This window comes from Reichenbachiella sp., from assembly GCF_965223055.1.
Classification (GTDB): Bacteria; Bacteroidota; Bacteroidia; order Cytophagales; family Cyclobacteriaceae; genus Reichenbachiella.
In genome coordinates, this window is the sequence record NZ_CBDCVM010000005.1 from 178587 (window position 1) to 191959 (window position 13373).

Genomic DNA, 13373 nt, shown 5'->3' on the forward strand with positions numbered 1-13373 from the left:
ATGGATACAACGATGAGAGGAGTGCTTACCCTACCTACTATATTTTGCCAAAACATGGCCTCATATTCGGAGCAGAAATATTTCGAATTAGCCAATCCGCAATAATTCTCACGTTCTGTTGTGATTCTGTTAAAATATTAACCCAAGAATTATCTTTTTGCCAAAAACTCGCACTAAAACAAATTTCCCTTCTATCTTTGAACCCTGAATTATCAAACTCCGTTGAAGGAATCACATCCTGAAAGGACGAAATGAAGAAAACAACATTAAATAATATCTCAATAATGAACATCTGTTGGATGTGTTGTTGCTGTATGCTTTCATATAGCGGGAGATATACATTTAATGAATTATTGAAAAAGACTAGTTAATCAACATAACAATAAGACATTAAAAAGCCTCTCCCGAGAAATCAGGAGAGGCTTTTTTATTGGACTAAAATCAGAATATACCATGCAAAGTTTTAGATCAGAACTTGAAAATCTAGACAACCCAGTCGTCCAAAAAGACATCATTGCCCTGGCAGACAAAATTCAAATTTTCCGTGAAGGTAAAATTGACCCGGACAAATTCAGAAGTTTGAGATTAGCCCGTGGCGTCTATGGCCAACGCCAACCTGGCAACCAGATGGTTCGAATTAAGATACCATTCGGTAAAATGAGTGTACAGCAATTGAGAAGAATTGCCGACATCTCTAACGAATTTGGTGGTGGCAACCTACATGCTACCACACGCCAGGATATTCAGGTGCACTACGTGAGCCTCGACCGAACGCCAGAACTTTGGGCAAAGCTGGAACAAGACGATATCACCTTGCGTGAAGCTTGTGGAAACACACTCAGAAATGTAACGGCCTCTCCGGTGGCTGGTATCGACAAGGACGAGCCATTTGATGTTTCTCCTTATGCACATGCGCTGTTCAAATACTTTTTGAGAAACCCTGTTTGTCAGGAAATGGGACGTAAGTTCAAGATCTCGTTTTCATCGAGTGAAAAAGATACGGGTATCTCATTCATTCACGACATTGGGTTTATCCCAAAAGTGAAAACTGAAAGTGGTAAAGAAGTAAGAGGTTTTAAAGTAATGATCGGTGGTGGACTGGGTGCTCAGCCTGTTCCAGCTCAAAAAGCATTCGACTTCTTACCTGAAGATCAAATGATTCCTTTCACTGAGGCATTGCTAAGAGTATTCGATCGCTATGGCGAAAGAAAAAGAAGAATGAAAGCTCGTTTCAAATTCTTGATTTCTGAAATCGGCATCGACGAAGTGATGAGATTGGTAGAAGAAGAAAGAAAAGCTTTGAGTACACAGTCGTATGTAGTCAAAAATCTTTTGGGCCAGCCTAGACTTCCAGAGAAATTAGGATTCTCCGACAAGGCGATCAACGATCAGGAGAAATACGAAGCGTGGAGAGCCACTAATGTGTGGGAACAAAAGCAAGAAGGTTTCTTCGCCGTCTCTATCAAATTGCCAAATGGCGATATGAACTGGGAAAAGGCACACAAGTTTGGTGATGTAGTTTTGAAATATGCTGCTGATGATATCAGAGTAACTGTAAACCAGGGCTATATTCTTCGATTTGTAAAAGAAGAAAGCTTGAAGTCGCTTTATGCTGAGTTAGAGGCATTGAACTTGGCTGATCCAGGATTCAATAGTACCGGAGATATCATTGCTTGTGCCGGTACCGATACTTGTAATTTGGGTATTTCTAACAGTACAAGAGTAGCTTTAGAGCTAGAAAACGTCATTGAAAAAGAATATCCTGAGTTGATCAAAAACAACGACCTCCACATCAAAATCAGTGGATGTCCAAACTCTTGTGGTCAGCATGCGATTGCTTCAATCGGCTTTCATGGATCGTCTTTGAGAAACAAGGTGAACAAGAAAACCATCCCTGCAGTACAGGTTTTACTTGGTGGTGGATTGGGTAGCAATGGAGACGGCTTCATCGCAGAGAAGGTAATCAAAGTGCCAAGCAAGCGTACGCCAGATGTGCTTCGTGTATTGTTCAACGATTACGAAGAAAATAGCAACGAAGGAGAATACTACTACGATTACTTCAGAAGACAAGGCAAAGACTACTTCTACCAGTTGTTGAAGTTTTTGGCTGATTTGGAAACATTGAAGCCCTCTGACTACATCGATTGGGGTAAAGAAGAGCAGTTTGAAGTAGAAACTGAGGTGGGCGAATGTGCCGGTGTGATTATCGACTTGTTCTCGACTTTGATGCACGACGCAGAAGAAAAATTCGTGTGGGCACAGGAAGCATTCGAAGGTGGAAACATCGCCGATTCTATCTACCATACCTATAATGTATTCATCAATGCGGCGAAAGCACTGTTAATTGACAAGGGCATTACGGTAAATAATCAAGTGACTGTGATGAATGCTTTCGAAGAAGAATTTGGGCAAGATTTCAAAAGCCTAACTGGCGGAACATTCAAAGATTTTGTTTTGAAAATCAATCAGAACGAACCTTCTGAAGCCTTCGCTACGGCATATAGAGAAGAGGCTGCCAAATTCCTCGAAAGAGTAAAAGAAGTACAAAAAGATTTGTTGGTGGAAGAGCCAGCGTGATAAGAACGAAGAACAAAAAACAAATGTCGTCATTGCGAGGAACGAGGAACGAGAGAAGAAGCAATCTCATCCCTGCGATACAAAAATAAGATCACTTCAGTCGTGCCTCCTTCGTGATGACGCTATGTTTTTTGTCTTAGAACCCTACTAATCATAAGAAAAAATGAAAAATCTAAAAGCTCCTAAATTAACCTTGGTAGGTGCAGGTCCGGGCGATCCGGATTTGATCACTCTCAAAGGCATCAAAGCTTTGAAAGCAGCCGACGTCGTATTGTACGATGCCCTTGCTAATGAAGAGCTTTTAGATTTTTGTGCGCCTGATACCAAGAAAGTATTCGTAGGCAAGCGTGCCGGGCTGCACCATTACCAACAGCATGTGATCAATCAGATGATTGTAGATCATGCCATCAAGTATGGTCATGTAGTGAGGCTCAAGGGTGGAGATCCTTATGTCTTTGGAAGAGGCCACGAAGAGCTAGAATATGCCGAAAAACATGGACTGGTAGTAGACTTGGTGCCTGGAGTTACGAGTGCAATTTCTGTGCCTGCACTCAATCAGATTCCCCTGACACGTAGAGGTATCAACGAAAGCTTTTGGGTAATGACTGGTACCACACGGAGCGGACAGCTGTCTTCCGACATTGAGCATGCAGCGAAGTCTAGTGTAACGAGTGTAATCCTGATGGGCGTGAAAAAATTGCCTGAGATTCTTGCTATTTATTCTGCGAGTGGGAAGGCCGAAACACCAGCAGCCATCATACAAAATGGTTCTCGACCTGACGAAAAAATTGTGATTGGAAATGTCAGCAACCTACAAGAACTGGCATTAGAAAATAATATCGGTTCTCCGGCTATAATAGTCATTGGAGAAACTGTAGCTTTAGGTAAAGAAAAACTAAACAGCACCTTGGATAAAATCGTTATATCCAAATAAACCCCCAACACCATGAAGTCGCTCAAAAACGGTAACAATCTATTTCCAGTATTTTTCAAACTGGAGCAATTGCATCTCCTAATTGTTGGTGGTGGCCACGTGGGTTTAGAAAAACTCACCGCCGTGCTCACCAATAGCCCGGCGACCAACGTTCGATTGGTAGCCAAAGAAATCAGTGATGAGGTACGGGACTTTGTGAAAGATCATCCCAATGTAAAACTGATGGAAAGGGAATTCAGACCTTATGATCTGGAAGAGATAGAATTGGTGATCGTAGGGATAGACGATACACGCACCAGTGAGTTGATCAGGGATATGGCTAAAGTTAGGGGTCTCTTGGTAAACGTGGCCGACAAACCGGAGCTATGTGATTTCTATCTAGGCTCTGTGGTGAAAAAGGGCGATCTCAAAATCGCTATCTCAACCAATGGCAAATCACCCACCGTAGCCAAGCGCATCAAAGAATACCTCAACGAATCCATCCCGGAATCGATCGACGAGGTGCTTCAAAACATGAGCAAGATTCGAGAGAAACTACACGGCAACTTCGACTTCAAAGTGCGCACGCTGAATAGCATTACGAAGGATTGGTTGAAGAAGTAAGATTTTTCTCCCTCGCGAACCTGTTCCGCGAACCCTTTGCTTCAAGCTGACAGATCACGGAATAAATCCGCGAAGGTGATTAGAATTTGTTGAAGGATTTTGGGGCTTAATGGATGCTAATACCAGAGGGGTGAAGAAGTTAACGCCTGTGTAAGACGATGTGCCCTCACAGCTTGATTAAAGCAGAAAGATAGCCGATCCGAGCACAACCGCAAAAGCTTGTTTAGCCATTAGCCTAGATTTGGAATGATAAGGACTCCACGAATCCGTTATCGGTATTCTAGAGATTCCGCGAGGAGCGGTGGTGCTGATTCTGGCATTGATTCGGAAAGCTCGCAAGGTTATTCATGGAACACCATGTTACATGCATTTTACTTCCAAAATTGCCACCATGCTTTCTTTGAACCCTTTGTAATTCCATTTGATTCAGTTTCATGACCGAAAAAATATCCTCTCAAAAACATGCTATATTCTTCAACACTTCCATAATCAGGTCGCTTCTTAAGTTCCTTCAAAGTCTCCAAAAGTCTCGATGATTCAATGTTCTCATTCAGCTTAATGTCTTCTTCCACAAAATTAATTACATCTTGAACTGGGTGATTCAGATATAACATTTCTCTATCCAGAATAGTTGAAGTGTCCATGTCATTCGATTGATACTTAGCCTTGAATATGCGATACACATCTTCAAGATTACCTAGTTCGTATAAATAGAAGCACAACTGATAGAGATTGTCATGACGTCCTATTACTTTATTACATTTCAATTCTTCATCAAATAATGATCTAATAAGACGAAGGTCTGTAGAAGAAAAATCTTCCAATAGAGTTTCTACTAATTCAGTTCGTTGAATTAGATTCTCATCTTCCCCATTTGCATTTGAATTGAACTTATAATGATTGAGCGCGGATATTTGGATTTCTCCGTTTTTTCGCCTTATATCATTTATGAGTTCTTTAGGATTGATCATTGCATGTAACGCCCATGCATCTCTCGTATCCATGGAGCTTGTTTAAACAGCCAAGATAGCCGAACCGCCTCCAACTGCAAAAGTTATTTTTTTGAAATTCCTGTTAGTCGAGACTGCTGCGGTACTGCATGAGCCAAACCAAACTGCTGCCGATTATTGCGGATCGGCGAGGGTGTTTCTACCGTCGATTCGGTCACGCAGCTTTGGATATGAGAGATCGCATAATGTTAGAGATCCTTTTTTCTCATCTCAATTTCAGCTAATTTCTGTTGTAACTCTTTGACATCTTTGGTCGCCAAATAGGCTTTAACTAAACCCGACACAATTAGTACCTTAATTAATAAACCGTTAAATAAAGTCGACCAGTCAACGAGGGCCACAAGTACAATTGTTCCCAAATAGATACTTAGGCCAATAATAATTGCTTTATTAGCCATCTTGGTTGTTAGAATAGCCAATACAATAAAAACAACAACGTATATAAGAGTTATGATAACGTCAAGAGTAAAGCCAGATGAACTTGCAAAAAACAATGCAACGATATTAAGCAAGGCAATAGCAATTAATATTACTCTACCTTGTTTGATTTTCTCTTTACTACTTAATAGCATATTGTAATTCAATGCTTCATCTAAATTGTTTACTCTTTCCTGATTTGATTTTTCCATAATTAAGTTGTGATCTCTAACGACCAGCTATCGGGCGTATGTCCGCAGCTAGTGAATAGCACTAAAGTAGTGAAATCTGCCGAAGCTCACAACGGTTCCAAATGGCACTGCGTTCTGAAAGTGAAAAATTCCTGCGATCAGACGAAAGTAGAAAGCACTGCCATTTCTCAGCGGCAGATATCACGGTCGAATTGCACTGAAATCAGCCAGAAAGCACTTAGACATATGCCCGATCAGCGTCTGTTATGGCCTTTTATTTTGGCTCGTTGAAGATTATGTTCTTAGGAATTTCACCCAGTTCAGAAGTCAGCTTGGAATAGACCGAATTGAACATATTAGTTACGTTGATATAGGCTTCATATGATGCACCTCTTGAGGCTGTTAGCTCAATACCACGGGCTTCTGGTTCCGCTGATAGATAATCGTAAATGGCTTTTTTTGCACTTTCTATTGTAAGTGTTTTGTCTTCAATCAGGATTTGGTTGTTGGCATTTAAAATCACATGAATTGTTTGGATGTTCGGATTGTCCAGTCGTCCGAAATCAGGAAGTCCCAAATTCAATGATGGGGTTGGCGAAGAAATTCTGTAAAATGTTAGCAGAGAGGATATCCTGAAATATTCAAGATCAAAATCATCAGCAGTAAGGTTATCGAGTATTCGTTGAGCTACCAAACTAGGTGTTATGTTACCATCATAACTGCTAGAAATGCGTTGAGTCGCTTCAAGATGTCTCGGAGTAAGTTGATTAAGTTGTTCAGGGGTTAATACTTTATAAAAGCAACTGGTGTAGACTTGAAAATCCAAGTTGTCAAGCAGTTCAAAGGTCGTATCGATTTCAAAAATCAGGTCGTTCTCTTGAGTAATTTGCTTGTAAACATCTCGGTAGCTGGTTCCGGATTTGTCGTTCAAAAGTCCATGTGTCAAGAAGTAATCTTCAAGATTGGTCAGCTCCTTCCGAAGTTGAGTTGTTTGTTCGTCCGATAAGTTAGTGTTACAGAAGTCAAGTCCCTCTTGTAGAAAATTAGGAGATTTCTGGGCTACAAGAAGGTTCGAGGTTAAAACTGCAATAAAAAGGAAAATCTGTCTCATTGGAGGAATTGGCCATAATGTTGAGGTAAATATATATGATCTGGTGTTTTGAAAAACGAAGAGGGTTTTCATAATATGCCTTGGCTTGAAAATTCCTCTTAAGATCATTGAATTTACCGATTGTTGTGTTGAGTTTTTTTCTGCGTTTCTATAGCGCTTTAAATTTACGTTACGGCAGTATAAGTAATGACAGAAAAAAACGCAGTGACTTGCATTTCTCCTTCCAGCAAGGCCTCTAATATTTTTACTAAACTCAATGGATCGATTACGGCACGGTATCATCTGTTGAGGGTAGGCAGCAGAGCAAATAATAAAACGATGGATTGAAGTTCTTTTCCAGTTATCCGATTACAAACGTTTAATAACGGATATTGTCCTTGGAATAGGCTAACTTCATCAAGTCTTTGAGACGTTTCGACACGTCTACAAGTAGTCCCTACTTGCACGGTCTCACCGCTAAGACTTGAAAACCAGGCTACCCCTGGTTTCTAAATTCAATCCATCTCCGATTCTGCTGAAAAATATTTAGGCCAATACTACGAAATGAAAGTTATTCAATACAACATTTATGTAAGTGTAACGAGTTACACTTATTTCCAATATACAATTACAAAATACTTCTCAAACTGCCGCGGGAAGGCTCTGCTGAAAGCCTCTACAAGCAAGATAGAAAATCTGTGGGTTGTGGGCAAAATCAAATCCCCCTAACCCCCTTTTTCTAAGGGGGAAGAACTTAAGGCATCCGTTATTGCGAAAGCTGCTGCCTAATCAGGCAGATCGCGCAACAGGTGCGCGAAAGCTCTCTCTTGGAAAAGAGGGCTGAGGAGATTGAATGCCGCCAAGCAGACAGATCAAGGAATAAATCCTAGAAAGTGGTAAATCTAATTTTCTCTTAGTTTCAACAACAAATCACCACTCAGGGAAGTGGACTTTAGCGTGTCATTTTCTTGCTGAAGTTGAATGTCAGTGATGATAAATTTGATGTCAAATTCACCTGACAAGGCCTCCATTGTCATGCCCGCCGGATCAAGGTCTGACGTGTACTCTTTTCCATGAGCGGCTATCAGTTCCTGAACCTTTTGGTCCAAGAATAGATCGGTAGTATCATTTTCGCTGGCAAAAGAGAGTCCCAGAGAATCACCGGCATTGAAAAGTAACTGATATGATGTGCCTTCGATGCTAATGTTATGCTCCGAAGATTCACCCCGATAATCATACAAATAAATGCGGGTCAGGTAGTCAAACCGATCCAAGCGAATGGTCTCAGTCGTCTCAGTGGAATAACTAAAATACGTATCCGTACTGTTTATGTACTTATAACTATAATTCAACCCAAGGGATCTCATATAGATATCTGCTTCATTTCGATATTTGTTGGAATCCAGAGAAATCACAATTAGTGAGTCTAAGTCCTGCTGAAAAATAGAACGGATACTGGATAATCCATGATAATCGTCCAAATAGTTGACAATGGAATACACCTCATTGTGCAAAGAATCAGACAGTACACCTTCATTGGTATCTTCTTGCGTAGAATAAAACCACTCGGGCAAACTGTCGGCTTCCCAAATCACTTCATTGATCACCTTTCCATCTTGCAACAAATTTTTGCTTTCTAAAATTGAATGCAGGCGATTGGCCTGACTGCTTTCACTCATTGTAAACATGCCCCATGGGCCGAATGACATCAAGGCCAACGTAACGGCAAGCGACATCGGAATGAACTTGATGTTGGTTTTGCCGATGGTGAAGTAGGTGGCTACCAGCGTCAACCAAATGCCTAGTAGGACAATCACATACCGATTGATGGTAAGTCCATAATCCGCTATACGCATGCCAATGGCAAAAAAGAGTAATAAGATCAGCGGGTAGAGCAATAAGTAAAATACTTTCGATGCTTTCTTGATCCAACCATTTTCCTTCATTTCCCCATAGGGGTAAAACAATAACACAGTCAGTATACCCAATACAGAAACACACGAGATCAGATAAGAAACAATGCCTTTTGGCCAATCCCATAGCAAAGTGATTTTAGCTCCATAAGCGTAGAGAATAATCAAGTACAATACGAGCAATGGCAGCAAAACATACTGCGCAAATATTTTGAGGCTATTTGGGTAATCATGATTGGACTCAAGCTCCTCGATGTCTTCCGGAATGCCAGAAAGAAAAAACCAGGTATTAAAAAGGCCAATAATGACAATCCACAATTCAAAGTATAGCTCATCTTTGATATCAATATCAAACAGCAAATGAAGCGCAGACAATGCCAAGATTAACCCCACATACAGAAAGCCTGAATACAAGATCGAGGTCAGGATACGAATAAAAAGTGTCTTGTTGAAGTTCCAAAATCCATTCAATTGTTGGCCACTGAGATAAGGACTAAACGAAACCAGCAAATGAACAATGATATTGAATATCCCATATCTAATGTATGGAATAGCAGTATTGTGCGTGTTTTCGGCATCAGGCAACGTTGTAAAAATGGCTACTAATACAAGTGTAGCCACAACATATGAACCAATTCTTGAATTGGTGCCAAAGTCCTTTTTAGAACTGATGATGGTGACGCAGAAAAATAATGGAATACCTAATGCAAAAGTGATCAAGCTGTTGATATAAGGAAAATAGTTGGTGATCGTATCTTCAAACTCTACCATATATATGGCCAAGCAAACCCCACATAGGGCGCTTAATAATGTAAGCGGAAATCTCCTCAGAGATTCTCTAGCTGAACTGAGCAAGTAATTGATTGAAGGCAGGTGCATAGCTATCTTTTTTTGAGGTATCAGAAATGAAAAGATACTGCTATCCAAATTATTCTGAGAGAATGATTGAAGAAAAATAGAAGTAAGGTGTGCGCTAACTAAAATTAACCGAAAGTTTAGTATTTCTTTATTTCCTTTTTTGATGCCAGCAGATAATCCACTAGGTTTATTCGAGGAACAAACCACTAATAATGTCTATCCAACACATCACGCATGAAGGCAAGGCGATCATGTATGCCGATTATAGCGCATGTAAACAATCTGATCAGCAATTGGCTCTTTTAGAAGAAGTAGCAGTTGAAATTGCAAAAACTCCAGAACCCACTTTACTGCTGGTAAGTTATGAAGGGGTTTCTGGTGGTATTGCCTACATGAACCGATTGAAAGAATTGGGGAATACTGTGTTCAAAGAACATATGAAATGTTCAGCTGTTCTCGGAATTAATGGCATCAAAAAAATTCTCTTCAATGGCTACAATAGAGCCACAGGTGCTACCAATGTATCAGCATTTGATTCAAGAGATGAAGCTCTCGATTGGTTGGTGAAATTTGAGTAGACATTTATACAACGATTGACAAGCCTAAGCTGTATACTACTTTTTTAACTATTCCAGTTTGCAGTGTAATCTCTCGTTCGGGATGCGGCCTCTCGGTTTTTAATCACAAGACGATTCTTATCTACTTGTTTACTTCTATAGCCTAATAAATGAAGCATTGGCTTCGCTAGTAATTGGGCAACTTTTAGGTTTACCACCATGGCCTTGTGATCGGCTGATTGCCAACGAATGCCTGGTAGATATGGCAGAATATGACCAATTTTCGTTTTTCGCAAAACAGCAGATAACTTGAGAAAGAAAGGATGCACTTTCCGGATCTCAAAAAACCCTTCATTTCCTTGACTTTGGTAAAGTGGCATAAATACCCTACCGTCGTACTTTGCCAAAACCTTTCTCCCATTTCTAAGTGCTAACTCATGATTTTTCTTCACTCGCTGAAAATTCACAAAACCAGGCCGCATCTCAAATGTGTCTCCTTGATGAATTCTAAACCTGAAGACAATCTCAAAAATGTCTTTAGAGGTAGCCGAGTGTTTTGCCAGCTGTTCGTAATAGTGAAAGTAATCTATCTCTTTGCGATCAATACATTCAGCATAAGTCAAACACAAATAGATAAAGGCTGTTTGGTTTTGATAAGAAGCAAAGTCATCATGCTGTCCTGCTTCATAACCAAATGACACGTAACCTAATTCATTGATGTAACTTAAAATTGGGCCATCCAAAAACTCCTCAATGCCCAATATCATAGGGACTGGCAACTGTTCGGTAAATTTTCTGTTCAAGAGGCTATCATTAACAACAATAAACGGGATGGTTTCGCTCGAGGTGGTATGCAAATCCATGAAATAGAATGGACCAGACTCTTTACTAATAATTCTTTTGACTAATTGAAACAATTCCTGTTGTTCTAATTTTTCGTCTTGCAAATTTTCCACTTGCCCATTCTCCAAATTTTTCACTTGATCTTCAGACCAGAGGCGGTTGAGATCTTCTGAGCAATACCTTGCACCGTTCTCCAAGGCTTTCATGTTTCCAGCAATGGCATAAATGCTTCCATGGATGAATTCTTTTTTTTCCTGGAGTTCGCTTATCATCTGATATAAAGCAAATACGCCCGAGTTTTCATTACCATGAATGCCACCAAAAAATACTACGGTAGGACCGGGATTACTCCCTTTGATATGACCTATGATTCGATCTATTTTTATTGCCTTGTCTAGTGTTTTACTATAAACTTCAATCATGGTCAAAAGGTATTACATCTTTGATGGTGATAATACCCACCAGGTGCTTGTTTTCAACCACAGGCAAACAGCCATATTCCAGCTTTTTCATCAACACTATAGCTTTGGATATTTCTGTTTCCGGATGCACAGTGATGACATCCTTTGTCATAATATCAGCCACCAATAATTCATCATCCACCGCCTGCATTTCTTTGTAGTGCTCCATATGTGTCCAGGTCAGTAGTCCACAGAGATCTCCTCCACTATTCTCTACCGGGACATGATGTATGCCCTTCCACTCCATCACATGAGTGGCCAATTGAGCCAAATCATTTTCATTGACTATATACAAGCGAGTAGACATAATATGTCTAACTAAATGTGCCGTGCTCAATTTATTGACATCTGGTTTAATCATGGGCCATTGATGAACAGGTTCTGCCTTTCCCATTTGATTTTTATAAATGCCTTGGGTCAATGCCAATAATGCGTCATCTTGTTTAAGTGATTTTCTCAAGCCTCTATAATTTTTTACCATCCATTTGGATGCTGTTTGACCGTGAGCACGAGCCCCAATGATGGTCAGCAATCTTTCGATATCTCCTTTATTTATTCCCGTTTTTTCTAATCCCGCATAGGCCATGGGTAGTAATTCTTTTTCAAGCAACTCTGGAACGGGTATTTGATTTCCATTCCAGTGCATGGTCGAATCTTTACCTGTTCTTGCTGCTTTGATGAAGTTGGCTTTTGCATCGCGATAATCCATTTGTGAAAGCATGTCATCATATTGTGTAGGCCTCCCTTTCATCAATCCTACCCAAAAAGCAAAATTTGCCATTTGGTCTAATACGGTTGGGCCAGCAGGGATATATCGGTTTTCTATTCTCAGGTGCGGCTTTCCTCCTCCTACACCATAACACGCTCGGTTCCATCTGTATATTGTACCATTGTGTAGACATAATGCCTGGAGTTTGGGGATTCTTCCTTGACTCAATACTTCCAACGCATTTTCTTCAATTTCTTTGGTCATTATCACATTGTACAAAGCCACGTCGTTTTTAAAAATATCAGCAGCCGAGCCACTCGCCCATTGATTCCCGATCGTCACTCTGGCTTGCCGATCTCTTAATGCCCTGGATGCTCCCCTAGTATCAATACTTTGCTTAAAAAGCGCAATTCGAGTTTCACTCCACAGTTCTCTGCCAAGGAGCATAGGAGAATTAGTACAAACGCTAAGCACCGGTCCGGATATGGCTTGTGCCCAATTGTAGCTCGAAATGAAATCTGTGGACGGAATTTGCAGATGCATTTGAAAACTGGTATTACAAGCCTCAAAGAGTACCGAGTCGTGATGAATTGACAATTCATCTACACCACTAAGGTGCAATTCAAAATCTCCTCCTCTTAATTCTTTGGCTATTCTATTCAGGCTATGATACCTGGGTGTAGGAGTCATGTAATCATACCCTAATTCCTTCTTTCCGATGGTGGGAAGAATTCCTGTGAGTAAAATCGAATTATTATGAGTTCTGGCTCCTGCTTCCGCTTTCTCCAAATATGATCTAAGTTGTTCTTCCGTTTGAATAAAGCAGTCAGCTTTTAGCTCCACGGGATCAAGATTAATTTCCAAGTTGTATCTGGCCAGTTCAAAGGTGAAGTGATTATCATCAATCGTTTCAAGCACTTTGTGAGAAAGCTTCGAAGGCCGCCACTGATCCGTAACCAAACAAAATTCCTGTTCTGCACCGATTCTGACAATATCATCCTCGATCAGCCCCTGATTAATCATAGATTCAAGCGCTTCAATATCGCTTAATAGATGTTTAATAAAATTTGAGCGGGTTTCATTGTTTTTCATGTCACCATATGGCTATGATAGGCCGTCCTTGCTCCTCAAGCTGCCAAATTTGGCCATTCTCAATTTACAGACAAATCGAAGGTGTAACGTCCAATAAAAACAGACCTTGATCGGAGTA

Annotated in this window: 10 protein-coding genes; 4 read left to right on the top strand and 6 right to left on the bottom strand. The window is 40.4% G+C overall.

Translation table 11 applies throughout. The features are described 5' to 3' along the window. Window positions 1-453: 453 nt before the first annotated feature. The 3 genes from ACOQO5_RS03810 (at window position 454) to ACOQO5_RS03820 (ending at window position 4114) form a co-directional block, all read left to right on the top strand. Window positions 454-2577 carry a nitrite reductase gene (locus tag ACOQO5_RS03810; RefSeq protein WP_420580354.1) on the top strand — a complete coding sequence of 708 codons (2124 nt, stop codon included), beginning with the start codon at window positions 454-456 and terminating at the stop codon, window positions 2575-2577. Between the two features lie 163 nt (window positions 2578-2740). Beyond that, on the top strand, window positions 2741-3511 hold the full coding sequence (gene cobA, locus ACOQO5_RS03815; RefSeq protein WP_420580355.1) for a uroporphyrinogen-III C-methyltransferase: 771 nt from the start codon (window positions 2741-2743) through the stop codon (window positions 3509-3511). A 12-nt stretch (window positions 3512-3523) separates the two neighbouring features. Beyond that, window positions 3524-4114 (top strand): precorrin-2 dehydrogenase/sirohydrochlorin ferrochelatase family protein, encoded by a 591-nt coding sequence (locus tag ACOQO5_RS03820; protein WP_420580356.1) that lies wholly within the window; start codon window positions 3524-3526, stop codon window positions 4112-4114. Between the two features lie 371 nt (window positions 4115-4485). Here the strand turns inward: ACOQO5_RS03820 and ACOQO5_RS03825 are convergent, their stop codons facing one another. From ACOQO5_RS03825 to ACOQO5_RS03840, 4 genes are all read right to left on the bottom strand, one after another. After that, the gene (locus ACOQO5_RS03825) at window positions 4486-5118 is read right to left on the bottom strand and encodes a hypothetical protein (RefSeq protein ID WP_420580357.1); all 633 of its coding nucleotides are present in this window, start codon (window positions 5116-5118) and stop codon (window positions 4486-4488) included. 194 nt (window positions 5119-5312) lie between these two features. Continuing rightward, the gene (locus ACOQO5_RS03830; RefSeq protein WP_420580358.1) at window positions 5313-5753 is read right to left on the bottom strand and encodes a hypothetical protein; all 441 of its coding nucleotides are present in this window, start codon (window positions 5751-5753) and stop codon (window positions 5313-5315) included. Window positions 5754-6006: 253 nt separating this feature from the next. Continuing rightward, window positions 6007-6843, bottom strand: coding sequence for a hypothetical protein (locus ACOQO5_RS03835; protein WP_420580359.1), 837 nt, complete (start codon window positions 6841-6843; stop codon window positions 6007-6009). An 881-nt stretch (window positions 6844-7724) separates the two neighbouring features. Then, window positions 7725-9614, bottom strand: a complete 1890-nt coding sequence (locus ACOQO5_RS03840; RefSeq protein WP_420580360.1) for a DUF4153 domain-containing protein — start codon at window positions 9612-9614, stop codon at window positions 7725-7727. Window positions 9615-9805: 191 nt separating this feature from the next. Here ACOQO5_RS03840 and ACOQO5_RS03845 point away from each other — a divergent pair, with 191 nt between their 5' ends. Continuing rightward, window positions 9806-10171, top strand: a complete 366-nt coding sequence (locus ACOQO5_RS03845; RefSeq protein WP_420580361.1) for a hypothetical protein — start codon at window positions 9806-9808, stop codon at window positions 10169-10171. Between the two features lie 44 nt (window positions 10172-10215). On the opposite strand, the gene ACOQO5_RS03850 is transcribed toward ACOQO5_RS03845, so the two are convergent. Together ACOQO5_RS03850 and ACOQO5_RS03855 are read right to left on the bottom strand one after the other, a co-directional pair. Then, on the bottom strand, window positions 10216-11415 hold the full coding sequence (locus ACOQO5_RS03850) for a succinylglutamate desuccinylase/aspartoacylase family protein (RefSeq protein ID WP_420580362.1): 1200 nt from the start codon (window positions 11413-11415) through the stop codon (window positions 10216-10218). Beyond that, window positions 11408-13255, bottom strand: coding sequence for an HPP family protein (locus tag ACOQO5_RS03855; RefSeq protein WP_420580363.1), 1848 nt, complete (start codon window positions 13253-13255; stop codon window positions 11408-11410). The genes ACOQO5_RS03850 and ACOQO5_RS03855 overlap by 8 nt, the downstream gene beginning before the upstream one ends. Window positions 13256-13373: the final 118 nt, after the last annotated feature.

Coding starts and splice junctions, on each gene's coding strand:
- ACOQO5_RS03810 (WP_420580354.1), top strand. CDS start 454: ATGCAAAGTTTTAGATCAGAACTTGAAAATCTAGACAACCCAGTCGTC.
- ACOQO5_RS03825 (WP_420580357.1), bottom strand. CDS start 5,118: ATGGATACGAGAGATGCATGGGCGTTACATGCAATGATCAATCCTAAA.
- ACOQO5_RS03835 (WP_420580359.1), bottom strand. CDS start 6,843: ATGAGACAGATTTTCCTTTTTATTGCAGTTTTAACCTCGAACCTTCTT.
- ACOQO5_RS03820 (WP_420580356.1), top strand. CDS start 3,524: ATGAAGTCGCTCAAAAACGGTAACAATCTATTTCCAGTATTTTTCAAA.
- ACOQO5_RS03855 (WP_420580363.1), bottom strand. CDS start 13,255: ATGAAAAACAATGAAACCCGCTCAAATTTTATTAAACATCTATTAAGC.
- ACOQO5_RS03830 (WP_420580358.1), bottom strand. CDS start 5,753: ATGGAAAAATCAAATCAGGAAAGAGTAAACAATTTAGATGAAGCATTG.
- cobA (WP_420580355.1), top strand. CDS start 2,741: ATGAAAAATCTAAAAGCTCCTAAATTAACCTTGGTAGGTGCAGGTCCG.
- ACOQO5_RS03845 (WP_420580361.1), top strand. CDS start 9,806: ATGTCTATCCAACACATCACGCATGAAGGCAAGGCGATCATGTATGCC.
- ACOQO5_RS03850 (WP_420580362.1), bottom strand. CDS start 11,415: ATGATTGAAGTTTATAGTAAAACACTAGACAAGGCAATAAAAATAGAT.
- ACOQO5_RS03840 (WP_420580360.1), bottom strand. CDS start 9,614: ATGCACCTGCCTTCAATCAATTACTTGCTCAGTTCAGCTAGAGAATCT.